Here is a 24805-nt window from a genome sequence, read left to right as displayed (position 1 = left end):
TTACAAAATTGAGATATTTCTGCTAATATAAAGGAAAGCGCCTTGTCATCCGCGATTGTGAGGAAGTAGCGTTCCGAACGTCTCGCATGGATGAGCCCGAGGCCCGGTTAAAGCGAGGTTGACCTTTTGGTGTTTGATAAAGATACGGTTTACATCGTAGGGGATGCCCAATCTTCGTCCAACAATCCGATTACGCAGCAGTTTAGCGCGTTCTTTATCGGCTTGGTTGTAGACACCAGCAATCACAAGATCGTAGAAGCCTCATGTTCCTCTACGATCCAGCTCACTTCTGATTTTACCCGCTCTCTTTTTGTAGGTCATTCGATCCTGGATTTGGACAAAGTAGGAGACGAGATTCGGTATCGCTATTTTGGCTCGTCCCAAAAAACCTTGATTGCTGCTTTTAAAGACGCCCACAAGAAGTACAAACAGGCGATTGCCTTTCGTGAAAAGCAGCTCAACCCAACCGAATAATCCTGACCGCTGCTTTATTTATCCGTATGCACGGCATACACGTAAGTAAAACCCAGCAAATGCCCTGATTCATCGCATTTGCTGGGTTTTTTGTTATATTCACCTGCTTACAATCTACATCTCAGAAGGAGGAGCGTCCTTGTTATCTTTTATCTTGCGCCGATTTGTCTCCATGATCGTGACGTTGTGGCTGATCATCACGCTTACCTTTTTCCTCATGCATGCAGCGCCCGGCAATCCTTTTGAGAAGGAAGGCAAGGGCCTGCCGGACGCCGTAGCTGCCAACCTGAATGCCTTCTACAATCTGGATAAGCCGCTGATTGTGCAGTACGGGCTTTACCTGCAAAATCTGGTCAAATTCGATTTGGGCCCTTCCATCGCCAACAGCTCGGATTCGGTCAACAAAATTATCGCTCGCGGGTTTCCCGTCTCCTTTCAATTGGGACTTGTCGCGATCCTCTTCGCCATAGTGACCGGGATCGCGCTCGGCGTGGTAGCGGCGCTGCGGCATAATCGCCTGATTGATTATGTCGCGATGGTGATTGCGGTGATCGGGATCTCGGTTCCCAGCTTCGTGTTGGCCTCCCTGTTGATCAAATACCTGGCTGTAGAATGGAAGCTGTTTCCCACGGCCACCTGGGGAACGTGGCAGCATGTGGTCTTGCCTGCGCTGGCATTGGCCTTCAGCCCGATCGCGATTATCGCGCGCTTGACCCGCACCAACATGCTGGAGGTGTTGACGGCGGAATACATCGAGACGGCTCGCGCCAAAGGCTTGTCGCCTGCCACGATCGTGTTCAAGCACGCGCTGCGCAATGCCATATTGCCAGTCGTCACTCTCTTGGGTGCGCTGATCGCCAATATTTTGACCGGAAGCTTTGTCATCGAGAAAATTTTTGCGATTCCGGGAATGGGCAAGTACTTTGTGGCGGGCATCAACAACCGCGACTATTCCGTGATCATGGGGACAACCGTCTTTTACAGCACCCTGCTGATCTTCATGATGTTCGTAGTAGATGTTCTGTACAGCATTATCGATCCGCGTATTAAGTTCCATGGAAAGGAGAGGGAAGGATGATCGTTTCTGACGAATTGTTTACCCCCATGCGCAAAGACAACCTGAGTGCGGAAGCGATTGTGCGACCCCAGCTCACCTATTGGCAGGAGGCTTGGCTGCGGCTGCGCGGCAACAAGCTGGCACTGGCAGGATTGGTCATTATTATCATTCTTGGCGTCATGGCGATTGCCGGTCCCATCATCTCGCCGCATGACTACGCGAAGCAGTCCATGATTACGAAGAACCAGCCGCCTTCTGCGGAAAATTGGTTTGGCACCGATGATTTTGGCCGGGACGTGTTCACACGGGTATGGCATGGTGCGCGCATCTCCCTGTTCGTCGGACTGATGGCGGCGCTGATCGACTTTTTCATTGGTGTCCTTTACGGTGGAATCGCCGGTTATCTTGGCGGGCGTGTCGACAATATCATGATGCGCTTCGTCGATATTTTGTACGGTCTGCCCTATCTTTTGGTCGTCATCCTGCTCATGGTTGTGATGGGGTCCGGATTAGTGACGATTATCGTCGCCTTGAGTGCGACGGGGTGGATCGGGATGGCGCGTACGGTGCGCGGACAGGTGCTGCAGATGAAGAACTCGGAGTATGTGCTGGCGGCCAAAACCATGGGAGCCAAGCCGTTCTACATCGTCCGCAAACATCTTTTGCCCAATACCATCGGGATCATTATCGTCTACGTCACGCTGTCTGTCCCTTCTGCTATTTTTGCGGAGGCTTTCCTCAGCTTTCTCGGACTGGGCATTCAGGCGCCGATGGCGAGCTGGGGAACGATGGCCAATGACGGTCTTCCCACGATCTTGTCGGGTCACTGGTGGCGTCTCTTTTTCCCTGCATTCTTCATCTCTATGACAATGCTTGCGTTCAACGTGCTTGGCGACGGATTGCGTGACGCATTTGATCCGAAGACAAGGAGGTAGCGACTGTGGAAAAATTACTGGAAGTAGACGGACTTCAAGTCGCGTTCAAAACGCACGGGGGACCCATTCAAGCCGTTCGAGGCGTAAGCTTTACCCTGCACAAGGGGGAGACGATCGCGATCGTGGGTGAATCGGGCTGCGGCAAGAGCGTGACTGCCAAAAGCATCATGCGCCTGATCCCCGAACATATCGGCAAAATTGTCGGAGGCAAGATGCTGTTTCAGGGAAAAGACCTAGCGCAGCTGCCGGAAAAAGAAATGCGGGAGATGCGCGGTTCGCAGATCTCGATGATCTTCCAGGATGCCATGACCTCGCTCAATCCCACCATATCGATCGGGGAGCAGATCATGGAAGGGATCATTCGCCATCAAAAGGTCCCCAGAAGCGAAGCCAAGAGGCAGGCGACTGAAATCCTGCAATTGGTCGGCATCGCCAATCCGGAAAGCCGGTTGAAGCAGTACCTGCACCAGTTCAGCGGAGGGATGAGGCAGCGGATCATGATTGCGATCGCGTTGGTCTGCAAGCCGGCCATCCTGATCGCGGATGAGCCGACGACCGCATTGGACGTCACCATTCAAGCGCAGATTATCGAGCTGTTTCAGACCATCCAGCGCAAGACGGGGGTCTCGATCATCATGATCACACACGATCTGGGAGTGGTCGCCAAGATTGCGGATCGGGTGAACGTGATGTATGCCGGCAAGGTCGTCGAGTCAGGACCTGTGCGCGAAATTTTCTACAATCCGCAGCATCCGTATACAAAAGGGCTTCTCTCTTCCATGCCGCGTCTGGATGCGGATCGCAACATTCCGCTCAGCCCGATTCCGGGCACGCCGCCGGACCTTTTCGCACCACCCGCCGGCTGTGCCTTCGCGGCGCGCTGTGAGTATGCCCTGGAGGTATGCCGCGCGCACCAGCCCGAGGAAACACAGCTGGGCAGCAAGCATGTCGTCTCCTGTTGGCTGCAGGACCCGCGGGCCAAGAAGCTGACGACCGCACAGCAATCGCCTACTGGCACGTAAGCAATTTTGTCCATTCCATTCGATGGGATCAGGGGACGTCGACTTTGACGTCATCCGATTACCACATAAAAAATCCAAGGGGGAATTTTCGTGAAAAAATGGTCAAAACTTCTGTTTTCGGCCACGCTTTCTGTGTCCATGCTCGTCGTGGGCTGTTCATCGGGCGAACCGCCTGCAAACAATGCCCAGCCGCCAGCGGCCAATTCCAATGAGCCGGCGCCAACACCGACCGAGCAAGCTGCCAAGCTGCTGCTGCTCAACAACATCAAGGAACCGACTTCCCTGGATCCTCCGGTTGGTTTTGATGAGCCATCCTACAACATTCTGAACAACCTGATGGAAGGGTTGACCCGACTGGATGAGAACCAAAAGCCGCAGCCTGCTGCAGCGACTGAATGGAAGATATCGGACGATGGAAAAACGTACACGTTTACCCTTCGCGACAATAAATGGACAAATGGCGAACCTGTCAAAGCCGAAGATTTTGTATTCGCCTGGAAACGCATGCTTGATCCGCAAACCGCTTCCCAGGCTGCGCCGCTTGCCTACATCATTGAGGGCGCAGAAGCGTACAACACCGGGAAAGGTACTGCCGATGACGTGCAAATAAAGGCGGTCGACGACAAAACACTGGAATTCAAACTGGCTCAGCCTGCTTCCTGGACTTTGCTGATGCTCTCCAACCCGGCATTCTTCCCGGTTCATAAAGCGACTGTAGAAAAAGACCCGAACTGGGCAAACGAAGCCGCTACCTTCGTGGGCAACGGACCTTTCAAGCTGACAGAGTGGGCACATGACAGCGAAGTAAAAATCATGAAGAACGAGAACTACTGGGATGCAGCAAATGTGACATTGGCAGGCGCTGTCTGGAAGATGATCGATGATACGAATACGGAATACCAGATGTACCAAAACGAAGAGCTGCACAGAACTACATCAGTACCTGCTGACCTGGCAGATCAGCTTTTCAGTGAAGGGAAAGTATATGTTCGCGATGGTGCAGGAACGGAGTTTTACCGTTTCAACGTAACCAAAGAGCCGTTCGACAACGCCAATATCCGCAAGGCGTTCAGCATGGCGATTGACCGTCAAACCTTGGTGGATATGGTGCTGATGCGCAAGCAAAGACCGGGAACCGCCTTCGTATCGTATGGCATGCCTGATGCCAACTCCACTGGAGAATTCCGTGAAGTAGGCGGCGATCTGGTCAAATTTGATCCAGCCGAAGCGAAAAAACTGCTGGAGCAAGGCATGAAGGAAAAAGGCTACACCACTTTGCCAGAAATCACACTTACGTATCGCAGCGGTACAAACCCGGAAAAAACAGCATTGGCTGTTCAAGAGATGTTCAAGCAAAACCTGGGAGTCGACATCAAGCTGCAGAAGGTAGAAGGCCAGGTGCTGACCGACATGACCAAGCAGCTGCAGTACCAGATCGCACGTTCTTCCTGGTTGCCTGACTTCGGTGATCCGATCAACTTCCTGGATAACTTCCGCTCGGAGAGCCCAAATAACCGCACTGGCTGGAAAAACGCAGAGTACGACAAGCTGATTCAGGCGACATACCTCGAAGCAGATGATGCCAAGCGTTTCCAAATGCTGCATGACGCGGAGAAGATGCTGATGGATGAAGCGCCGATCGCTCCACTCTTCTTCTACAATACGTCCCTGCTGCAAAGCGAAAAGGTCAGCGGTATTCAAAGCTCCTCCCTCAGCTACACGGATTTGAGAAAAGTAGTGGTCAAGTAACGTAAGTTGGCTGGGAGACGTCATTCCCATTTGGCGAATGGCTCTCCCTTTTTACGAACTTTTTCAATAATGCTATTATTTACAGGACAGCCAACTTAGACACATGGAGGAAATTATGATTATCCAAAATATCGAAGCAAGACGCATCGCGGTTCCATTGAAAAAGCCCTTTAAGACAGCGTTGCGTACCGTCGACCATCTTTATTCCGTTTTGGTAAAAATCACCTGCGACAACGGCATGGTAGGGTGGGGAGAAGCATCCGCGACCGTCGTCATTACCGGTGACAGCATACAAAGCATTGAAGCTGCAATCCTGCAAACGATCAAACCACAACTGGTCGGTCTCAATCTGCTGGCGCATGAGCATGTTTTTCATACCCTGCACCAGTCGATGGTAGGCAACAGCAGCGCGAAAGCCGCAGTAGACATCGCCTTGTACGATTTGCTTGCCCAGCGAGCCAATCTGCCTCTCTACCAGCTTCTCGGAGGGTACCGGGATGAGTTGGAGACGAATTATACCGTTAGCGTCAACAGCCCTGAAGAAATGGGAGAAGATGCCGCTGCCTATCTGAAGGATGGTTTTCATGTCCTGAAAATCAAGGTAGGGAAGGACGACATCGAGGAAGATATCGTTCGGATTCAACAGATTCGAAAAACGGTAGGCAATCAAGTGAAGATTCGTCTCGACGCTAACCAGGGCTGGAATGTCAAAGAAGCGATTGTTTCGATCCGCAAGATGGAGGACATGGGACTGGGTATCGAACTGGTCGAGCAACCCGTAAAGGCTCATGATCTTGAGGGCTTGAAACGGGTAACAGATGCTGTCGATACTCCAATCATGGCGGATGAGAGTGTCTTTTCCCCGGCTCAAGCATTGGAGGTATTGCGCAACCGGGCAGCCGATATGATCAACATCAAGCTGATGAAGGCGGGAGGCATTTTCAAGGCTCAGCTGATCAACCAAATGGCAGAGGAGCACGGGATTCCTTGCATGGTTGGCAGCATGGTGGAGTCGCGCCTGTCCGTCTCGGCAGCTGCCCATTTTGCAGCCAGCAAAAGAAATATTACGCGCTATGATTTTGATGCGCCGCTGATGCTGTTGCGAGATGGCGTCGAGGGCGGCGTGATCTATGAGGGCCGAAAGATGACGATGCCGCAAGCGCCAGGCTTGGGAATTCGCTCCGTGAGCCTGTGGGAGGAAGGAGAGCAGGGATGAAATCAGCAATCGTGGCTGTCAGTGTAGCGACGGTTTGGACGAAGCCGGAGTCTCCAGTCGACACAGATCGAGCGGCCCTCACAGCGCCTGTCGATTTGCGCGGCTGGCTTGGCTCGCTGACCGTGGAAGACAAACTGGACTTTTACAATCGCAATGCGATACAGACTCAGGCGTTGTTCGGGACGCGTGTGGAAGTTCTGGAAGAGCGAGGAGATTGGTCATCTATTCTGATACCCGACCAATCCAGCAAGAAAGACGAAAGAGGTTATCCGGGCTGGGTTCCGACCGCGCAGTTGGCTGCTTGGTCTGACGCGTATGCGATCCAATCAGGGCAATCTGCCGTACTCGTTGCGGCGCCGCATGCACGCTTGTACGATTCACAGCGGCAAGCGGGGATTGAACTCGCGTATCTGACTCGTCTTCCGCTATTGCAGGAGGAAACGGACTGGGTGAAGATAGCGACGCCGTTAGGAGATGCTTATTTGCGGCGTGAGGATGTCCAGATCGTTGCGGCAGGGGAACGAATCAAAGATATTCAGGCAGCAAATGCCGGGGAGGCTATTGTGGCTCATGGGAAACAGTTCCTCGGGCTTCCCTATTTATGGGGCGGGATGTCTTCCTACGGCTATGACTGCTCGGGTTTTGCCTATAACATGCACCGCTCGGTTGGAATTGAAATTCCGCGAGATGCCTCCGACCAGGCAACAGCGGGCCAGAAGGTAGAGAAGGAAGATTTGCTGCCGGGAGACTTGTTGTTTTTTGCCTATGAAGAAGGAAAAGGACGCGTCCATCATGTCGGGATCTACATGGGCAATGGGGAGATGATCCATTCGCCTGATTCCCGCGGTGCCATTGAGATCGTTCAATTGTCTGGCTATAAATTGAAACATGAGCATTCGATTTCGCGACGTTACTGGCAGGATTGACGACTGGGGGAGTGACCCATGCAGAAAAAGCCACTTGTACAAGTAAAAAACCTGACGAAAACCTTCCATCTGGGAAAAGGAATGTCACTCAAGGCGGCAGACCAGGTTTCTTTCGAGATTTACGAAGGAGAGACGCTTGGGCTAGTGGGCGAGTCCGGCTGCGGCAAGTCTACGACGGGACGGACGATTATCGGTTTGTATCAGCCGACGTCGGGCGAGGTGATTTTCGACGGGCTGAACGTCCATCAGGCGTCCGGCCAGGAGCGAAGCAAACTCACCCGCAATATGCAGATGATTTTTCAGGACCCGTACGCCTCGTTGAACCCGCGAATGAATATCTCGGAAATCATCTCCGAGGGCATGGCGCTAAACGGCCTATATAAAGGAAAGGAAAGAGCCGAGCGCGTCATCGAGCTGTTGGAGATGGTCGGTTTGCAAAAGGAGCATGCCCACCGTTTTCCGCACGAGTTCAGTGGCGGTCAGCGGCAGCGGATCGGGATTGCACGTGCCTTGGCAGTCAATCCGCGCTTCATTATTGCGGATGAGCCGATTTCGGCCTTGGACGTATCGGTCCAGGCGCAGGTCGTCAATCTGATGAAAAATCTTCAGCGGGAGCAAAAGCTCACCTACTTGTTTATTGCGCACGACTTGGCGATGGTCAAACACATCAGTGATCGGATCGGCGTCATGTACCTGGGCAATCTGGTGGAGATGACGGAAAGTGAGCAGCTTTACGAGAAGCCTTTGCATCCATACACGCAGGCGTTGCTGTCGGCCATCCCGGTACCTGACCCTGATCTGGAGAAGAGCCGCGAGCGGATGATTATCGAAGGGGATGTGCCCAGCCCGATCGATCCTCCCAGCGGTTGTGTCTTCCGTACCCGGTGTCCAGTAGCCAAGGAAGTGTGCGCCCAACAAAAACCGGCATGGCAGGAAGTAGAGAAAAATCATTTTGTCGCCTGCCATATCTATCAGTAGATTGGCGGAATCATCCGTTTACGACAATATGCGACAATTTTCCATGAGCTATCCCTGATTGGAGGGATGGCTTTTTTGTATGGAAAATGGCAACGTTACCAACCGTTTCATAACGCGAGTTCTGTTAATATTCTGTTAAATGGAAGGGATTAGCCTGTTTTTGTCGAAAATAATGGGATATAAAGAAATGAAAAAAATCAAGCCTGCCTTCATCATGTATCTCAATCCAGAGAAATGAGGGTTGCATATGAACGTGAGTACGTCTTCTTTCCATACTACCCCCCGGCGCTGGCGGGAGGTTGAGTCACAGTTGGGCATCGTCGTGCCAAAATCACTTCGGTCCGATACATCTGTCTTATTGTTTCTGGAAAGCGTCGCTGCAACACCCATGTTGGACAAAGACGAAGAGTTAGCATGTTTGATCCGTTATCAAGAAAAAGGCGACCTGGAAGCCCGTGAGACCCTGGTCCGCGCCTATTTGCGTTACGTCGTGAATACAGCGCTGCGCCACTTGCGAAGAGGCATGCCATTCCTTGATCTGATCCAGGAAGGCACGATCGGCTTATTTACAGCGATCGAGAAATTTGATGTCAGTCGGGGCGTTCGCCTGTACCACTACTCACACTGGTGGATCTCCCAGGCAATTACCCGTGCGATTAATGACAAGGGAAATCTGATCCGTATCCCTGTCCATATGCATGAACAAATTCGACAGTATCAAAAACAAGTGCTTAGCTTGGTTCATCTGCTCAATCGAATGCCGGATCGTTTTGAAATTTCGCATATGCTGGACATCCCGCTGGAGAAGGTGGATACGATCGAATATGCGCTGATGCTCAAGCTGGAGTCCATCGATGATGAGTTGGATGGCTCACAGCATTTGGCTGAGCAGGAGGAAGAGACGCTCAGCTATGCAGAAATTGTCGATGACGGTGAATCCTCCCTCGATGATTGGATCGAAAAGGTGGATCTGCGAGTACAAATGCAGGCAGCATTGGAGAGGCTCAATCCGCGGGCGCAGGAGATTATCGCCATGCGTTACGGCTTGTATGACGACCAGGTGTATACGCTTGAAGAAGTGGGCAAGATGTTCGGCCTGACCCGCGAGCGCATCCGCCAGATCGAAGCCACGACGATAGACCGTTTGCGTACGCAAAAAGCAGCGCATGTGTTAAAAGATTATCTAAGCTAAGGCAGAATTGGACACGCTCGTCCCTCGCTAACCACGGGGGACTTTTTATATGGAAAAAAACAGATGGTTCCCGGGGTGAAGAAAGTGTCGAAGGTGGCGTAGCAAATGGAGTGATGTGGTAAACTGGTTAATGCATAAAGCAGAGCAGAAGGATACTGATGAAGAGACAAGGGGGATCGCACAATGAGCGATTATATGATACGAGCTACCGGATTCAAAGGACATGTGCGTGCGTTTGCGGCACGTACGACAGGGATTGTCGAAGAGATGCGCCGCCGCCACGACATGTGGAATACAGCGGCAGCAGCAGCGGGACGTACTCTTACGACGACTTTGATGATGGGGGCGATGCTAAAAGGAAATGAAAGCCTCTCCGTCAAAATAAAAGGGGGAGGCCCGATTGGCCAAATCGTCGCAGAAGCCAATGCTCACGGAGAAGGAGTCGCCTACGTGACCAATCCCCACGTTCATTTTGAACTGAACGAGAAAGGCAAGCTCGATGTGAAGCGGGCAGTAGGAACGGACGGCTTCGTCTACGTCACAAAAGACCTGGGACTGAAGGAACCGTACCAGGGAAGCTCTCCGATCGTATCTGGGGAGATTGGCGAGGATTTTACCTACTACTTCGTGGTGTCCGAGCAGACGCCATCCGCTGTGGGGGTAGGAGTCTTGGTCAATCCTGAAGACCGCTCCGTTTTGGCGGCAGGGGGCTTTATTCTGCAATTGCTGCCAGCCACACCGGACGATGTAGTCGCGCAAATTGAGGAGCGTCTGTCTCAATTGCCGCAAGTGTCCCGCATGATCGGGGAAGGCCTGTCACCGGAAGAGATCCTGGCCAAGGTTTTGGATGAGCCCAAAATCCTGAGCCGAACTGAAATTCACTTCCGCTGCGACTGCTCCGAACAAAAAGTGATCAGAGCGTTGATCAGCATGGGGAAAGAAGAGATGGACAGCATGATTGCCGAGCAGGGAGAAGCAGAGGTTCACTGCCATTTTTGCAATGAACGGTATCATTTTGATAAGTCCGCGTTGGAGGACATCAAGAGACACATGTAGGCGCGGCACTCCGAAGGGGAGGGTGGCATGACCAACGGCAAAGGGTTGTGGACATTCGTCGGCGCACTAGTGGTGCTTTTAATGGTGGTGACGTGGTCGTGGTCCCAGTCTTCCGGCAAGCTGAAGACGGCTGCAGTCGTAGGGGAGAAAACGATCACGGATGCTGAATGGGTAACTGCATTGAAGGAAAAGTACGGTCAGCAGGTCCTGCAGGATATGATTAATCGGGAAGTGGTGTTTCAGGAGGCACAACGCCTCGGCGTCACGGTCAATCCCGAAAGACTGAAAAAAGAGCTGGAACAAATTCGTGAAAGCTATGGAAGTCAGACCGACGAGGAATTTGAGCAGGCATTGAAGAAGCAGGCCGGAACCACAATCGAGGCACTTACCAGGGAGATCACCTACCAACTGTTGCTGCGTGAACTGGCGACTCAGGAGGTAACCGTCTCGGAAGATCAGATACAGGCCTTTTACCATAATAATCCCGAGCGATTTGTACAGCCGTTGCAGGTGCATCTCAGGAAGATCGCGGTAGCCTCCAGGGAAGAAGCAGATCGAGTGCTGGCAGAGCTCAAACAAGGCGCTAACTTTCAGACCTTGGCAAAAGAGCGCTCGATCGATGACGCCACCGCAGCAGCTGGCGGGAACATGGGGTGGGTCACGCTGGAAAAATCAGATCTGACGGATGAAGCGAAAAAGCTGTTGGCTGATTTGAAGAAGGGAACAGTCAGCCCTCCCGTCAAGCAGGAAGAGGAGTACGTCATCTATGAGGTCGTGGAGCGCAGGGAAGCAAAGCAGCTTACGTACGATCAGGTCAAAGACGAATTGCGCGAAGAGATCGCCTTTGCCCAAGTGGAATCGCTGGATGCGATCTTGGAACGCTTGCGGGAATCAGCAGGAGTCGAGACAAATGGGCAAATGCCGCATTGACCATTTGGGCGGCGATTGCTATAATAAGACCTATAAAACCTAGTATTTTACTCGGCAATTGAAGAGGAGGAATGACACGTGCGTGTGGCCAATTCCATCACAGATCTGATCGGTTATACACCATTGGTAAAATTAAATCGAGTCGTCAACGAAGATATGGCAAATATTTACCTAAAATTGGAATTCTTTAATCCGGGCAGCAGTGTAAAAGATCGTATCGCTCTCGCTATGATCGAAGCAGCGGAAGCAGAAGGAAAGTTAAAGCCTGGAGCGACGATCATTGAACCGACGAGCGGAAACACCGGGATTGGCTTGGCGATGGTCGCAGCTGCCAAAGGCTACCGTGCGATTTTGGTCATGCCAGAGACGATGAGTATGGAGCGGCGCAATTTGCTGCGTGCCTACGGAGCGGAATTGGTGCTGACACCAGGCAGTGAGGGAATGGGCGGCGCAATCCGCAAAGCGGAGGAGCTGGCGCGTGAGAACGACAATTACTTCATTCCCCAACAGTTTAACAACCCTGCCAATCCTGCGATTCATCGCGAGACTACAGGACGGGAGCTGCTGGAACAGGCTGCGCAGATCGGGGGCGTAGACGCATTCATTTCTGGTATCGGGACGGGTGGAACGATTACAGGTGCCGGTCAGGTGCTGCGTGAGCAATATCCGGACGTCAAAATCGTAGCGGTAGAACCAGCGGCATCCCCTGTCCTGTCGGGCGGAAAGCCAGGACCGCACAAGATCCAGGGAATTGGTGCCGGCTTCGTGCCAGAAATTTTGGATACGGATATCTACAACGAAATCATTGCCGTTGAAAACGAAGATGCGTTTGAGACCGCTCGCCGTGTAGCACGCCAGGAAGGCATTCTCGGAGGAATTTCGTCCGGTGCGGCTATTTACGCCGGACTGAAAGTGGCGGCACAGCTCGGAAAAGGGAAAAACGTGATTGTCGTCATTCCTAGCAATGGGGAACGCTATCTTTCCACACCGCTTTACCAGTTTGAAGATTAATCGAATTCGAATACGGCCACATCCGGCTTTTATCGAGCCTGGATGTGGTCATTTCTTTTTGTACGGGAAGAGGATATAATTTACGGGCATAAGACTTGTAAAAGCGGAGCGTGAAAAGCCATGATCTTTCCTATCTATGCTGATTGTCTGACTTATTCCCGATCCTACCCATACGTCCCATTGGCGGTGCGTGTTCCATGGCCCAGCCAGGTGGACCCGTGGCATGTGCTGCAAACCCTGCAGCCGTCCTTGCAAGACGCCGTTCTCTTGGAAAGCGGACGAGCCGGCAGGTACAGCTTCTTGGCTTTTCAGCCCGTGGCGACATTGAAAAGCAAGCAGGGAAGCGCCGTACTGATTGATCCGAATGGAGGGGTGACCGATCTAGAGGTGTCCGATCCTTTGGAGGCCTTGCGAGTCGTACTAAGCCAATACCGTACCCCTGTCATCTCCGAGTTGCCCGACTTTTCCGGAGGCGCGGTCGGATATATGAGCTACGAGATGAACCGTTTTTTTGAACCAACCTTGCCGCAGTCGGCTGAAGATGACTTACAGCTCCCTGATCTCTATGTTATGATAATGAAAGATTTGATAGCCTTTGATCATGAACGCCGGGAAGTCATCTGTCTGACCCATCTGGCATCGGATCAAATGACCGAGGAGTCCTATTACGAAGCCGTCCAGCGCGTCAGACAGCGCGCCGAGATGTTGACCGAACTGACCGTGGGAGAGGACAGCACGGATTGGGAGAGCTTGCGCAAGCTGCCGATACAGGCATCTGCTCCGGCGGATGTATCCTGGCAGCAGGCGGAGTTCGAGGAAGCCGTGAGACGCGTCCAAGCCTATATCTCGCAGGGAGACGTGTTCCAGGTCAATCTCTCCGTACGCCAAAGCAAACCGATCCAGGTGACAGCCCCAGAGGTCTACAGCGTGTTGCGCAAGCTGAATCCCTCTCCTTACATGGGGTACCTCAGCTTTCCGGAATTTCAGTTGGTGAGCGCTTCGCCTGAATTGTTGATCAAGGTCAAGGGCAGGGAGGTACACACGCGACCAATCGCCGGGACCCGACCGCGCGGGCAAAACGACGAAGAAGACCAGGAATTGGCTCGTGAACTGATCGACAACGAAAAAGAACGTGCCGAGCATGTGATGCTGGTCGATCTGGAGCGAAACGACATCGGTCGTGTATGCCGGTATGGCAGCGTAGAGGTCAGCGAGTTTATGGTCGTCGAAAAGTACTCTCATGTCATGCACATTGTATCGCATGTGCAGGGGGAGTTGGCTGACGGTAGGGATGCGTTCGATGCTGTAGCGGCTGCTTTTCCCGGAGGAACCATCACAGGGGCGCCGAAGGTCAGAACGATGGAGATCATCGATGAGCTGGAGCCCGTCCGAAGAGGCGTCTACACTGGCTCAATCGGGTGGTTTGGGTTCAACGGAGATGTCGAGCTGAACATCGCGATCCGCACCATGGTAGTCAAGGACGGATTAGCGCATGTACAGGCTGGAGCGGGAATTGTGATCGACTCTATGCCAGAGGCAGAGTATGCGGAGTCATTGAAAAAGGCAGAAGCATTGTGGAAAGCACTTGAGTGGAGCGAGCAGAGCAAGAAGAGCCGAGAGGAGACGAGTGTACGATGATTTTGATGATTGATAATTACGATTCTTTTACCTACAACCTGGTCCAGTATGTAGGGGAGCTGGGTGAGGAGCTGCAGGTGTACCGCAATGACAAGATTACGCTGGAAGAGATCGAGCGATTGAATCCTGACTACCTGATGATCTCTCCCGGACCGTGCACGCCTAATGAAGCGGGGATCAGTATGGATGTGATTCGCCATTTTGCCGGAAACATTCCGATCTTGGGCGTTTGTCTGGGGCATCAATCCATCGGGCAGGTGTTCGGAGGAAAAGTTGTTCGCGCCGAGCGGCTGATGCATGGCAAAACATCGGATGTGTTTCACGATGGCAAAACCATTTTTCAAGGCATTCCTTCGCCGTTTACGGCAGCACGCTACCATTCGCTGCTCGTGGAGGAGGTATCGCTGCCAGATGAGCTGGAAGTGACCGCCCGGACGGCAGATGGGGAAATTATGGCCGTTCGTCACCGCGATTACCCGATCGAGGGGGTCCAGTTTCACCCTGAATCGATCATCACTCAGCATGGCAAGCAGCTATTGAAGAATTTCCTCACCGCGTATGAGCGCAAAGCCAGCACAATCGGATGATCGGATAAAGAATTGCACCATATAAGAAGCAGACCGTCTGGATGATCAGGCGGTTTTTTATTTGCGGAGAGAGTGAAAGGTTCATCGAGTGGTTTTGCCAGGCTACTGAGTAAAAATATCAATAGCCTGGCTGCATGAAGCTCTGATTTTACAGAAATGCCTCACTGGTATAACCCTGGTAGGAATGAGTGTGACCGTCATCATACGTGGTTCGCCCCGAAAATTCATGATAATGATTTCCGTCCGGCAAGGGAATAGGCGGACCTGTCCAGCCACTGTAGTAATGCACATGTCCATCATCATACGAGGTAGTGCCTTCATAATAATGGACATGCTGATTCTCCGCACCTTCTGGAGGCGACGTTCTCCCCCGCATTCGGTGACGGTGCCGCTCACTGACACTCGTGTTTGTATCATAATCGTGAAGATGGCCTGGAGTATCGACAATTCTTACAAAGCGCAACGAGTGGCTATGCTCTTTATTCAACATAAAACCCTCCTTTCGACCTCCCTATCCTTGAACACAATGTATTTCTATGTGTATACCCATTCCGCGGAGTGGGTTCCATCCCAAAATACGCATATGAAATTCGCCCATTTCTTGAATCAATTATTTACACTTTCTTTATAGGGAATTAACGCTCCTTTGACGTCGCTTCTGTACCATCGAATTAGGATGAGATACAGAACCAAGAAAAAGGGAGCGATGAAGATGGACGTCAATCGTCGACAATTTTTGACTTACCTGGGAGCGGGAACAGCAGCATTGGCTTCGCTGGCTACAGGGATTCCGGCTTTGGCGGCGGGACCACTTTCCGGCAGAACAGCGGATCACTTGTTTGGACTGGAGACCAAAGCGAGCCATTTCAATCCAAAATTTTCGCCGATTCAACCTACGACCAAGGATGATGTTGTCTTGCCAAAAGGCTACACCTACGATGTCATCGCCTCTTATGGCGATGTGATCAACCCTGCAGGCGATACATTCGGCTTCAACAACGACTTTACTTGTTTTCTGCCAATCGAAGGCAACCCCGAGCATGGCTTGCTGTGGGTGAACCACGAATACTTGGGCGAGCTGGAATACTACGTGAACGGCTACGACTATCTCGGCGCTGATGCTGAAGACAACAAGCGTACGCCTGAGCAAATCCAGAAGTACCTGTACGCCTTGGGTGGCTCGGTCATTGAAATCAAAAAACAGAACGGCAAATGGAAGCTCGTCTCTGATTCTACATACGGCAGACGTGTCAGCGGCTTGACCAAGCACGTGCTGACAGGACCTGCAGCGAGCATCGCCAAGGAGGTAACCGGGACCTTCGCCAACTGCTCCGGCGGCGTAACCTTGTGGAACACCATCCTCTCCTGCGAGGAAAACTATATGGATGTCGTGGGAGACTGCAAGCTGGAGGATGCCAGACATTACGGCTGGGTGGTAGAAGTCGATCCGTTCGATCCAAAATCCACTCCGAAAAAACATACAGCACTCGGTCGTTTCTCGCACGAAAATACGGCAATGGTCTTGGCCTCCACAGGACAGCTGGTCGTCTATATGGGGGATGACGCGCGAGATCAGTACGTGTACAAATACGTCTCCAAAGGAAAGTATGATCCCAAGGCTGGCAAGGCCAATTCCAGACTGCTGGAAGATGGCACCCTGTATGTCGCCAACTTTGGAAAAGGCACCTGGATTTCGTTGGATCTGGCTACCAATGAAGCATTGCAAAAGGCAGCCAAGGACGGAAAACCTTTGTTTGCTTCCCAGGCAGATGTTCTGATCAATTGCCGCGATGCAGCGAAGGCAGTGGGCGCTACGCCGATGGATCGTCCTGAGGACCTGGAAGTCCACCCGATCGATGGTTCCGTGTTTATCGCGCTGACAAACAACAGCAGCCACGGCAATTTTTACGGCCAAATCGTGCGTCTGTTCGAAAAAGACAATCAGCATGCCGGGGAAGAATTCACCTTTGAAATCTTCGCAACAGGTGGTCCGCAAAGCGGCTTCTCCGCACCGGACAATATGGCTTTTGACAGTGCCGGCAATCTGTGGGTCGTGACAGACATCTCTTCTTCGTCAACCAATACGGGAATCTATCAGTCTTTTGGCAACAATGGTGTATTTTTCATTCCGACAGCGGGAGAGAATAAGGGTGTAGCCGTTCAATTCGCTTCTGGCCCGGTCGGTTCGGAAATGACGGGACCCTGGTTCACGCCGGATGAGAAAACCTTGTTCCTTGCTGTCCAGCATCCGGGAGAAAATCTCAAGACATACGACAAGCCGACCAGTCACTGGCCCAAAGGCGGAAGTCATGTAGCTTTGCCTAGCGTGATCGCAATCAACGGGTTCTAGGAGGGAGTGTAGCAGAAGATGTTGTCGAGTATCGGAATTCCTGGGCTCATCTTAATTCTGGTCATTGCGCTGGTCATTTTTGGACCCAGCAAGCTTCCAGAGATTGGCCGTGCTTTTGGCCGTACCTTGACCGAGTTTAAAACAGCGGCCAGGGATTTGACCAAAGACGATGATGCGGATTTGGCGAAAAACGGGGAGGAAACAACAAAACGTGTCAACTAGACAGGAGATGCCTTTTTTTGAGCATCTGACCGATTTGCGCCGCCGCATCATGATAGTGCTGGCCACATTTCTCGGCAGCCTGGTGCTTTGCTTCCTGTTTGTAGATACCATCTATCAGGAGCTTGCGCGGCGTTCTGGGGAAAAACTGGCGATTTTGGGGCCCGGCGATATTTTGTCGATCTATGTCAAATTGGCAGCGGTAGGAGCGATTGCGGTGACGATCCCGGTCGCTGCCTACCAGATATGGAAATTCGTCGTACCTGCCTTGCGGGAGCGGGAGAAAAAGGTAGCCTTGATGTACATTCCCGCCCTCTTTATCCTTTTTTTGCTGGGCCTTTCCTTTGCGTATTTCATTTTGTTTCCGATGACGTATCAGTTCGTTCTGGGCCTGTCCAACGGCAATTTTGACCTGGTGATTACAGCCAATGACTACTTTACGTTCATGTTTCATCTCTGCCTGCCGTTTGCCCTGCTGTTCGAGATGCCTGTCATCGTGCTTTTTCTCAGCCATCTAGGCATCGTCAATCCGCATCGGCTGGCGAAAATGCGGAAGCCAGCCTATTTTATCCTCTGTGTGATATCCATTACGATCACGCCGCCGGATTTGCTTTCCGATGTGCTGGTTATTGTGCCGCTGCTGTTTTTGTACGAATGTTCAATCGCCATCTCCCGCTTCATTCACCGCAAGCGCGCAGAGGAGACAGCGCTCACCTCGTAGAATGTATGATATGATGGATGTATTGATCATATCGGGAGAGAACGAACATGCATGTCTATGTAAACGGATCTATCTGCCCTGCTCATGAAGCCGTGGTTTCCGTAATGGACCACGGCTTTTTATACGGAATTGGCTTGTTTGAGACGATGCGCGTGTACGACCGCCAACTGTTTTTGTGGGACCAGCACTACGCCCGGCTTCAATCCGGGCTTTTGGCGTTGCGCATTTCGGCTCCGTGGACCTCGGATGAGCTGGCCCAGGCTGTTTTGCAGACCGTAGCTGCCAACGGACTGTCTGACGCTTACGTTCGTCTTAGCGTGACGGCAGGAGAGGAAGGAGTCGGATTGGCAGCGGAGGGTTACGAGCGTCCTTCCTTGTTTATTTTCGTCAAGCCAGTCGCGGCCTTGACTATTCCTCCTGCTCCCAAAAAACTGCAGACTCTAAGACTCGCGCGACAGACCGCAGAAGGACATCAGCGCTTCAAATCCCACAACTATTTGAATAACGCCTTGGCCAAGCAGGAGCTGGGACCGCGTACAGATGCGGAGGGGTTGTTTTTGACCGCAGAAGGGTATGTGGCAGAAGGGATCGTCAGCAATCTCTTTTGGGTGAAAAATAGCTGTCTCTACACGCCTTCGCTCGATACGGGAATTTTGGGCGGGGTTACCAGGCAGCATGTGTTGCAGCTGGCGCAAAGGCTTGGCATGTCTGTGGAGCAAGGCAAATACCGATTGGAAGAGCTGTTGGGAGCTGAAGAAGTATTTCTGACCAATTCTGTGCAGGAGATGGTTCCTGTCAGTGAAATAGATGGAAAAAGAGTTCCGGTTTGCTACGGGGAGCATACGAGCAAACTGCACCGCGCCTACCGTGAGTCTGTAGCGGGCAACGGCTGACTTATGGTATGCTACTAATCAACATGCCAAGACGGTAAAGGGAGTAGTTAGAAAGATGAAGTACAATCCATTCCTGATCCAGGCCCAGCACAGGGAACGTGTATCAGAGCTGTCCAAACGAGGAATTGTTTCTCCCCTAGCGGAGCAGTTGGCTCAATATGGTGAGAATATGCTGATCCATTTGGAGGGCCTCACATGGGAAGAGGCTCATTTTTTGCGTCAAACCATGCAAGCGTGCGGTGGAGAAGCCATTTTTTCGGGTCATCCTGGAGATGAGCTGGAAGCCTTGCTTTTAGCTACACGTTCCCAGTTGGAGCTGGCATTGCAACGCTTATCCAACGAGGAGCAGAGGATGTATGCGGCAGCGGAGGAGATACGGGAAGCCTTGGCTATGCGCGAACAGCTGGACCGACGCCGCAGGCTGGTATGCGGTCCTCATGTGCTGCCCTTGGGCGAGCGTACGCTGGTGATGGGAATTTTGAATGTCACGCCGGACTCCTTCTCGGACGGTGGACGGTATATAGATTTGGATCAGGCGGTCGCGCAGGCCCGTCATATGGTTGAGGCGGGTGCCGATTTGATTGACATCGGCGGCGAATCGACTCGTCCGGGATCAGAGCCAGTAGATGCAGCCGAGGAAATGGATCGGGTCCTCCCGATTATTCGCGCTCTGTCGACCGAGCTTCAGGTGCCGCTCTCGATTGATACGTATAAAGCAGAAGTGGCGGATCGAGCGGTACAGGCAGGCGCACATATTATCAATGACATCTGGGGCGCCAAACGGGACAAGCGCATGGCGGAGGTCGCCGCACGCCACCAGGTGCCGATTATTTTGATGCACAATCGGGAAGACCGGAATTATCAGCACTTCTTCGCCAATTTTGTCAAAGACTTGCGAGAATCCGTACAGATTGCGCTCCAGGCAGGGGTGCGCCATGACCAGATTATCCTGGATCCTGGCATCGGATTTGCCAAGTCTCTGGAACAAAATCTGGAGACGATGAGAAGGCTGGACGATCTGGTCGGACTTGGTTTTCCTGTCTTGTTGGCTACCTCGCGAAAATCAATGATCGGACATGTCTTGGACCTTCCGGTGGATGAACGAATGGAAGGAACGGCGGCGACAGTGGCGCTGGGCGTCGCCAAAGGATGCCACATGGTCCGGGTGCATGACGTCAAAGAAATGAAGCGCGTGACCACGATGATGGACGCAATGGTCAAGGGAGGCGTACACGTTGGATAAAATCTACTTCAGCGGCATGTCATTCTACGGATACCACGGTGTTTTTGCAGCGGAGGCAGAGCTGGGACAACGTTTTTATGTCGATCTTGCGCTTTCTGCAGACCTTTCCAAGGCGGGGGCAAGTGATGACCTGAATGATACGATCAATTACGCGGAGATCTTCTCCAGTGTTCAGCAGATCGTGGAGGGTCAGCGCTTCAAGCTGGTGGAGGCTTTGACTGCGAACATTGCAGAAAAGCTTCTGCACCAGTTTCCGCTGGCAGAAGTAAAAGTCAAGGTTACGAAGCCGAACCCGCCGATTAACGGGCATTATGATTCGGTAGCCATCGAGATGACGCGCAAAAGAGAGGATTTTCGCTGATGACAGTTCGCGCTTACCTGGCGCTTGGGTCCAATCTCGGAGATCGTGCGGACCATCTGCAACAGGCGATTACCCGGCTGGATGCACACCCGGGGATTCGCGTATTGCAGATTTCGGATGTGTACGAGACCGATCCGGTCGGTTATGTGGATCAAGACGCTTTTCTGAATATGGTCATCGCCGTGCAAACAGAGCTGTCTGCTGAGCAATTGCTGTCGGCCGCACTCTTAGTCGAGCAGGAGCTGGGCCGTGTACGCACCATCCGCTGGGGACCGCGTACGATTGATATTGATCTGTTGCTGTACGGGGAGAGCAGCATTTCTCTGGAGCATTTGCGCATCCCCCACCCGGAGCTGACAAAACGGGCTTTTGTGCTCGTACCATTGAATGACGTCTGGAAGGGCGGGGCTCTGCCGATTTTCAATCAGACGATTTCTCATTATCTTTCATATTTGTCGGAGGATCAGAAGGGGGTACGAAAGTGGGGAACAATCGACTGGGAAACCGAATCCGGTCCTTCCGAAAATTAAAAGGGTATACGCAGCAAGGACTGGCGGAAAAGCTGGGAGTGTCGCTCTCCTTTGTAGGGTCGTTGGAGCGTGGAACTCGAGTCCCGACGGAGCCAGTTCTACGGAAGATCGCCAGTACTTTACAAATCGATGTAGAAGAATTATGTGATATAAATAATGCATGATGGAATGGATGGGCTATTCCCTCTCCAGGCAACCGCTCGCATGCGGCGGGTGATTTTGCAGATAGGAGGTTTTATAGATGAAAATCGGTAACATCGAATTAAAAAACAACGTGGTTTTGGCTCCGATGGCAGGAGTCTGCAACCCTGCTTTTCGCTTGATCGCCAAAGAATTTGGCACGGGCTTGGTCTGTGCTGAAATGGTGAGTGACAAAGGAATCGTCCACGGCAACAAGAAGACCATGGACATGTTGTACGTGGATGAACGGGAAAAACCGCTCAGCCTGCAAATTTTTGGCGGTGACAGGGAGACCCTCGTACAAGCCGCGAAATATGTCGACCAGCATACCAATGCCGACATTATCGACATCAATATGGGTTGTCCTGTTCCGAAAATTACCAGCTGTGATGCAGGAGCGCGCCTTTTGCTGGACCCGAACAAGATTTATGAGGTCGTTTCGGCTGTCGTCGATGCCGTTGAAAAGCCTGTCACAGTGAAAATGAGACTGGGATGGGATGAAGAGCATCTGTTTGTATTGGATAATGCCCGAGCTGTAGAACGAGCCGGTGCCAAGGCGGTCGCCATTCATGGACGCACACGTGTGCAAATGTACAAGGGACATGCGGACTGGAGCTGGATTGGCAAGGTCAAGGAAGCGGTCTCCATTCCGGTGATCGGGAACGGGGATGTCGCCACTCCTGAGGATGCTCGTCGCATGCTCGATACCACTGGCTGCGACGGCGTCATGATCGGACGTGCAGCACTGGGTAATCCGTGGATGCTGTACCGGACGATTCAGTACCTGACTACGGGAGATTTGCCGGGTGAGCCTTCCGTACGGGAAAAAATGGACATTTGCCTGTTGCATGCGGAGCGGTTGATTGCCTTGAAAGGGCCGCGCGTAGGCGTATTGGAAATGCGCAAGCACGCAGCCTGGTATTTGAAAGGCCTGAGGGGCGCTACGCATACCAAGAATTTGATCAATGCAGTGGAGACGGAAGAGGAACTCCGTCGGATTATCAATGATTATGTCGAATGGGTAGAAAACTACGGAGATGATATGGAGGAGCCTCTGGAATCCGCCCGTGAAGAGGCAATTCGCTACTAACACCCAGACATTGACAAGGGTTCCTTCATATCCTATAATATGCCGTAATATCGGGAACCGAGCTGCCAGTTCAACCTGGCAGCTTTACCTATGAATCCTCACGAGAGTTAGCAATCGACTGTATAATGCATAAAACAACTACATATAATCATTCGTACTTTAACCCAGCACGAATGGAATTATCTATAAACGGGGGAATTGAGTCATGTCTGAAAAAGAAGTGATCTTGACACCAGAAGGGTTAGCAAAGTTAGAACAAGAGCTTGAAGATTTGAAAACGGTTAAACGCAAGGAAGTAGCTGCTCGGATTAAAGAAGCGATCAGCTTTGGCGATATCAGTGAGAACTCTGAATACGAGGAAGCGAAAAACGAACAGGCTTTTATCGAGGGACGTATTCTTACACTGGAGAAAATGCTTCGCAACGCACGAATTATCACCAATGAGGACGTAGATACCGGTGTGGTGAGCGTAGGCTCCAAAGTAAGATTGAAGGATCTGGAGTTTGGCGATATTGTGGATTATACAATCGTAGGATCTGCTGAATCTGACCCGATGAACAACAAGATTTCCAACGAGTCCCCAGTAGGGCAAGCACTATTGGGTAAGGCAAAGGGCGCGGTAGTGGATGTGCAAGTCCCGGCTGGCGTGATTCAGTACGAAATTCTCGATATCTCCCTGTAAGCAGGACTTCCGTGGCGTACCTTTTTTATAAAGGTACGCCGTATCGCTATTTAAACCCGTCTGCCCAAATTTACTAATTCAGGCATCTTTTAAGAGGAGTGAAAGGTTATGGCAAACGAGCAAGACGTGCAGCAAGGTGAATTGGAACAACAGGAAGGGCTTCATGAGCTGCTTCAAGTGCGTCACGACAAGATGGATCAACTTCGCGAATGGGGATTTGACCCGTTTGGCAAAAAGTTCGCTCAAACCCATCATGCTGAGGACATCGTAAAGGCTTATGGTGAAAAATCCAAAGAAGAGCTGGAAGCAGAAGAACCAGTCGTCACCATTGCAGGTCGCCTCATGGCTAAGCGCAAAATGGGGAAGGCGAGTTTTGCTCAAGTGCTTGACCGCTCTGGACAGATCCAGATCTACGTGCGTCAGGATACAGTGGGGGAGGAAGCCGCAAAAGTTTTCGACCTCAGTGATATTGGCGATTTGATAGGCGTATCCGGGGTGATCTTCAAGACCAAGACAGGCGAGTTGAGTGTCAAGGCGAAGGAATTGACTTATCTCACCAAGTCGCTGCGTCCGCTGCCAGAGAAATACCACGGTTTAAAAGATATCGAGACTCGTTATCGCAAGCGGTACGTCGATCTAATCGTCAATCCGGAAGTGCGCCAAACCTTTATGACGCGTAGTCGGATTCTTACCTCGATGCGTCGTTACCTGGACAACCTTGGCTATCTGGAAGTTGAGACTCCGACCCTGCACGCCATCGCCGGCGGTGCATCTGCTCGTCCGTTTATCACGCACCACAATGCGTTGGACATGCAGTTGTATATGCGGATCGCCATCGAGCTGCATCTGAAGCGCTTGATCGTAGGCGGCTTGGAGAAGGTGTACGAGATTGGGCGGGTATATCGCAATGAGGGAATTTCCACACGCCACAATCCCGAGTTCACCATGATTGAGCTGTATGAGGCATACGCTGACTTCCAGGACATCATGAAGCTGACGGAAGAAATGATTGCCCATATCGCCCAGGACGTGTTAGGCACAATGAAAATTGAGTATCAGGGACATGTTATCGACTTGACACCACAATGGCGCCGTGTTCACATGGTTGACCTGATCAAGGAAAACCTGGGCGTGGATTTCTGGCAGGAGATGAGTGATGATGAGGCGCGGGCATTGGCTAAGGAGCATGGAGTGACCGTGGAACCTCACCATACGTTTGGTCATGTCGTAAACGAATTCTTTGAACAGAAACTGGAGCATACGCTGATTCAGCCAACTTTCGTGTATGGTCATCCGGTGGCAATTTCTCCATTGGCTAAGAAAAACGAGCAAGATCCGCGCTTCACGGATCGTTTTGAATTGTTTATTGTCGCGCGTGAACATGCCAATGCGTTTACAGAGTTGAACGATCCGATCGATCAACGCGAGCGGTTTGAAGCGCAGCTGTTGGAAAAAGAAGCTGGGAATGACGAAGCGCATGACATGGATGAGGATTTTATTGAAGCGCTGGAATACGGCATGCCGCCAACCGGTGGTCTGGGGATCGGAATTGACCGACTGGTTATGCTGTTGACGAACTCGCCATCTATTCGTGATGTCTTGCTTTTCCCACATATGCGTGCGAGAGACTAAATGAAGAGGTCGCTTGATATTTTTCAAGCGACTTTTATTTTTTCACTTGCATTGAACTTGTTTTGGTGTTATATTATTTCTTGCTCGCCGATGATGAGTGCTTTTCAAGTCAGATGGTTGAGTGATGGAGCGA

The 24805-nt window shown here is 51.8% G+C and carries 26 protein-coding genes; 25 read left to right on the top strand and 1 reads right to left on the bottom strand.

The features are described from left to right. The first annotated feature begins 129 nt into the window (after positions 1 to 129). The 14 genes from T458_RS50695 (at position 130) to pabA (ending at position 14771) form a co-directional block, all read left to right on the top strand. The gene (locus T458_RS50695) at positions 130 to 474 is read left to right on the top strand and encodes a DUF3870 domain-containing protein (protein WP_023558834.1); all 345 of its coding nucleotides are present in this window, start codon (positions 130 to 132) and stop codon (positions 472 to 474) included. A gap of 139 nt (positions 475 to 613) precedes the next feature. Then, entirely contained in the window at positions 614 to 1552 is a 939-nt protein-coding gene (locus tag T458_RS50690) for an ABC transporter permease (RefSeq protein WP_023558832.1), read from the top strand. Positions 1553 to 1578: 26 nt separating this feature from the next. Further along, complete coding sequence (locus tag T458_RS50685; protein ID WP_427332127.1) at positions 1579 to 2466, top strand: ABC transporter permease; 888 nt, start codon at positions 1579 to 1581, stop codon at positions 2464 to 2466. Positions 2467 to 2471: 5 nt separating this feature from the next. Continuing rightward, positions 2472 to 3488: an ABC transporter ATP-binding protein gene (locus T458_RS50680; protein WP_023558828.1), complete on the top strand. Its 1017-nt coding sequence runs from the start codon at positions 2472 to 2474 to the stop codon at positions 3486 to 3488. 90 nt (positions 3489 to 3578) lie between these two features. Then, positions 3579 to 5237 (top strand): peptide ABC transporter substrate-binding protein, encoded by a 1659-nt coding sequence (locus T458_RS50675; RefSeq protein WP_023558826.1) that lies wholly within the window; start codon positions 3579 to 3581, stop codon positions 5235 to 5237. Between the two features lie 115 nt (positions 5238 to 5352). After that, entirely contained in the window at positions 5353 to 6453 is a 1101-nt protein-coding gene (locus T458_RS50670) for a mandelate racemase/muconate lactonizing enzyme family protein (protein ID WP_023558825.1), read from the top strand. Continuing rightward, on the top strand, positions 6450 to 7379 hold the full coding sequence (locus tag T458_RS50665; protein WP_023558823.1) for a C40 family peptidase: 930 nt from the start codon (positions 6450 to 6452) through the stop codon (positions 7377 to 7379). Before T458_RS50670 ends, T458_RS50665 begins: the two co-directional genes overlap by 4 nt. Before the next feature lie 18 nt (positions 7380 to 7397). Beyond that, positions 7398 to 8357, top strand: a complete 960-nt coding sequence (locus T458_RS50660; protein WP_023558821.1) for an ABC transporter ATP-binding protein — start codon at positions 7398 to 7400, stop codon at positions 8355 to 8357. A 247-nt stretch (positions 8358 to 8604) separates the two neighbouring features. Beyond that, positions 8605 to 9549: a sigma-70 family RNA polymerase sigma factor gene (locus tag T458_RS50655; RefSeq protein WP_023558819.1), complete on the top strand. Its 945-nt coding sequence runs from the start codon at positions 8605 to 8607 to the stop codon at positions 9547 to 9549. 183 nt (positions 9550 to 9732) lie between these two features. After that, entirely contained in the window at positions 9733 to 10605 is an 873-nt protein-coding gene (gene hslO / locus T458_RS50650) for an Hsp33 family molecular chaperone HslO (RefSeq protein WP_023558817.1), read from the top strand. 27 nt (positions 10606 to 10632) lie between these two features. After that, positions 10633 to 11535: a peptidyl-prolyl cis-trans isomerase gene (locus tag T458_RS50645; RefSeq protein ID WP_023558815.1), complete on the top strand. Its 903-nt coding sequence runs from the start codon at positions 10633 to 10635 to the stop codon at positions 11533 to 11535. 78 nt (positions 11536 to 11613) lie between these two features. After that, positions 11614 to 12546: a cysteine synthase A gene (cysK, locus tag T458_RS50640; RefSeq protein ID WP_023558813.1), complete on the top strand. Its 933-nt coding sequence runs from the start codon at positions 11614 to 11616 to the stop codon at positions 12544 to 12546. A gap of 123 nt (positions 12547 to 12669) precedes the next feature. After that, positions 12670 to 14184 carry an anthranilate synthase component I family protein gene (locus tag T458_RS50635; protein ID WP_051410140.1) on the top strand — a complete coding sequence of 505 codons (1515 nt, stop codon included), beginning with the start codon at positions 12670 to 12672 and terminating at the stop codon, positions 14182 to 14184. Then, complete coding sequence (gene pabA / locus T458_RS50630; protein ID WP_023558810.1) at positions 14181 to 14771, top strand: aminodeoxychorismate/anthranilate synthase component II; 591 nt, start codon at positions 14181 to 14183, stop codon at positions 14769 to 14771. The genes T458_RS50635 and pabA overlap by 4 nt, the downstream gene beginning before the upstream one ends. A gap of 148 nt (positions 14772 to 14919) precedes the next feature. On the opposite strand, the gene T458_RS0129335 is transcribed toward pabA, so the two are convergent. Continuing rightward, positions 14920 to 15261, bottom strand: a complete 342-nt coding sequence (locus tag T458_RS0129335; RefSeq protein WP_051410132.1) for a YmaF family protein — start codon at positions 15259 to 15261, stop codon at positions 14920 to 14922. Positions 15262 to 15483: 222 nt separating this feature from the next. Here T458_RS0129335 and T458_RS50625 point away from each other — a divergent pair, with 222 nt between their 5' ends. From T458_RS50625 to lysS, 11 genes are all read left to right on the top strand, one after another. Beyond that, complete coding sequence (locus T458_RS50625) at positions 15484 to 17121, top strand: PhoX family protein (protein WP_023558809.1); 1638 nt, start codon at positions 15484 to 15486, stop codon at positions 17119 to 17121. A gap of 18 nt (positions 17122 to 17139) precedes the next feature. Beyond that, the gene (locus tag T458_RS50620; RefSeq protein WP_023558807.1) at positions 17140 to 17343 is read left to right on the top strand and encodes a twin-arginine translocase TatA/TatE family subunit; all 204 of its coding nucleotides are present in this window, start codon (positions 17140 to 17142) and stop codon (positions 17341 to 17343) included. A 7-nt stretch (positions 17344 to 17350) separates the two neighbouring features. Next, positions 17351 to 18061 (top strand): twin-arginine translocase subunit TatC, encoded by a 711-nt coding sequence (gene tatC / locus T458_RS50615; protein WP_031306176.1) that lies wholly within the window; start codon positions 17351 to 17353, stop codon positions 18059 to 18061. 47 nt (positions 18062 to 18108) lie between these two features. Beyond that, positions 18109 to 18954 (top strand): aminodeoxychorismate lyase, encoded by an 846-nt coding sequence (gene pabC / locus T458_RS50610; RefSeq protein ID WP_023558803.1) that lies wholly within the window; start codon positions 18109 to 18111, stop codon positions 18952 to 18954. A gap of 55 nt (positions 18955 to 19009) precedes the next feature. Beyond that, positions 19010 to 20197, top strand: coding sequence for a dihydropteroate synthase (folP, locus tag T458_RS0129330; RefSeq protein WP_023558801.1), 1188 nt, complete (start codon positions 19010 to 19012; stop codon positions 20195 to 20197). Continuing rightward, positions 20190 to 20558, top strand: a complete 369-nt coding sequence (folB, locus tag T458_RS50605; RefSeq protein WP_023558799.1) for a dihydroneopterin aldolase — start codon at positions 20190 to 20192, stop codon at positions 20556 to 20558. Before folP ends, folB begins: the two co-directional genes overlap by 8 nt. Beyond that, entirely contained in the window at positions 20558 to 21088 is a 531-nt protein-coding gene (gene folK / locus T458_RS50600) for a 2-amino-4-hydroxy-6-hydroxymethyldihydropteridine diphosphokinase (RefSeq protein ID WP_023558797.1), read from the top strand. The genes folB and folK overlap by 1 nt, the downstream gene beginning before the upstream one ends. After that, positions 21040 to 21252: a helix-turn-helix domain-containing protein gene (locus T458_RS56685; RefSeq protein ID WP_031306174.1), complete on the top strand. Its 213-nt coding sequence runs from the start codon at positions 21040 to 21042 to the stop codon at positions 21250 to 21252. Before folK ends, T458_RS56685 begins: the two co-directional genes overlap by 49 nt. 77 nt (positions 21253 to 21329) lie before the next feature. Then, positions 21330 to 22358 (top strand): tRNA dihydrouridine synthase DusB, encoded by a 1029-nt coding sequence (gene dusB / locus T458_RS50595; RefSeq protein WP_023558796.1) that lies wholly within the window; start codon positions 21330 to 21332, stop codon positions 22356 to 22358. Positions 22359 to 22563: 205 nt separating this feature from the next. Then, complete coding sequence (gene greA, locus T458_RS50590) at positions 22564 to 23040, top strand: transcription elongation factor GreA (protein WP_023558794.1); 477 nt, start codon at positions 22564 to 22566, stop codon at positions 23038 to 23040. A gap of 108 nt (positions 23041 to 23148) precedes the next feature. After that, positions 23149 to 24672: a lysine--tRNA ligase gene (gene lysS, locus T458_RS50585; RefSeq protein WP_023558792.1), complete on the top strand. Its 1524-nt coding sequence runs from the start codon at positions 23149 to 23151 to the stop codon at positions 24670 to 24672. Positions 24673 to 24805 lie beyond the last annotated feature (133 nt).

The sequence above is a fragment of the Brevibacillus panacihumi W25 genome (assembly GCF_000503775.1).
In the GTDB taxonomy this organism is placed as follows: Bacteria; Bacillota; Bacilli; order Brevibacillales; family Brevibacillaceae; genus Brevibacillus; species Brevibacillus panacihumi_A.
The sequence above is the reverse complement of the archived record's forward strand: the minus strand, read 5'-3'. Positions and strand labels throughout refer to the sequence as shown.

Excerpts from the sequence above, each read along its gene's own strand:
- T458_RS50660 (WP_023558821.1), top strand. The coding sequence starts at position 7,398 with ATGCAGAAAAAGCCACTTGTACAAGTAAAAAACCTGACGAAAACCTTC.
- T458_RS50625 (WP_023558809.1), top strand. The coding sequence starts at position 15,484 with ATGGACGTCAATCGTCGACAATTTTTGACTTACCTGGGAGCGGGAACA.
- T458_RS50670 (WP_023558825.1), top strand. The coding sequence starts at position 5,353 with ATGATTATCCAAAATATCGAAGCAAGACGCATCGCGGTTCCATTGAAA.
- dusB (WP_023558796.1), top strand. The coding sequence starts at position 21,330 with ATGAAAATCGGTAACATCGAATTAAAAAACAACGTGGTTTTGGCTCCG.
- hslO (WP_023558817.1), top strand. The coding sequence starts at position 9,733 with ATGAGCGATTATATGATACGAGCTACCGGATTCAAAGGACATGTGCGT.
- T458_RS50655 (WP_023558819.1), top strand. The coding sequence starts at position 8,605 with ATGAACGTGAGTACGTCTTCTTTCCATACTACCCCCCGGCGCTGGCGG.
- folP (WP_023558801.1), top strand. The coding sequence starts at position 19,010 with ATGAAGTACAATCCATTCCTGATCCAGGCCCAGCACAGGGAACGTGTA.
- T458_RS50620 (WP_023558807.1), top strand. The coding sequence starts at position 17,140 with ATGTTGTCGAGTATCGGAATTCCTGGGCTCATCTTAATTCTGGTCATT.
- greA (WP_023558794.1), top strand. The coding sequence starts at position 22,564 with ATGTCTGAAAAAGAAGTGATCTTGACACCAGAAGGGTTAGCAAAGTTA.
- pabA (WP_023558810.1), top strand. The coding sequence starts at position 14,181 with ATGATTTTGATGATTGATAATTACGATTCTTTTACCTACAACCTGGTC.
- folK (WP_023558797.1), top strand. The coding sequence starts at position 20,558 with ATGACAGTTCGCGCTTACCTGGCGCTTGGGTCCAATCTCGGAGATCGT.
- T458_RS50665 (WP_023558823.1), top strand. The coding sequence starts at position 6,450 with ATGAAATCAGCAATCGTGGCTGTCAGTGTAGCGACGGTTTGGACGAAG.
- T458_RS50685 (WP_427332127.1), top strand. The coding sequence starts at position 1,579 with ATGCGCAAAGACAACCTGAGTGCGGAAGCGATTGTGCGACCCCAGCTC.
- pabC (WP_023558803.1), top strand. The coding sequence starts at position 18,109 with ATGCATGTCTATGTAAACGGATCTATCTGCCCTGCTCATGAAGCCGTG.
- T458_RS0129335 (WP_051410132.1), bottom strand. The coding sequence starts at position 15,261 with ATGTTGAATAAAGAGCATAGCCACTCGTTGCGCTTTGTAAGAATTGTC.
- lysS (WP_023558792.1), top strand. The coding sequence starts at position 23,149 with ATGGCAAACGAGCAAGACGTGCAGCAAGGTGAATTGGAACAACAGGAA.
- T458_RS50645 (WP_023558815.1), top strand. The coding sequence starts at position 10,633 with ATGACCAACGGCAAAGGGTTGTGGACATTCGTCGGCGCACTAGTGGTG.
- tatC (WP_031306176.1), top strand. The coding sequence starts at position 17,351 with ATGCCTTTTTTTGAGCATCTGACCGATTTGCGCCGCCGCATCATGATA.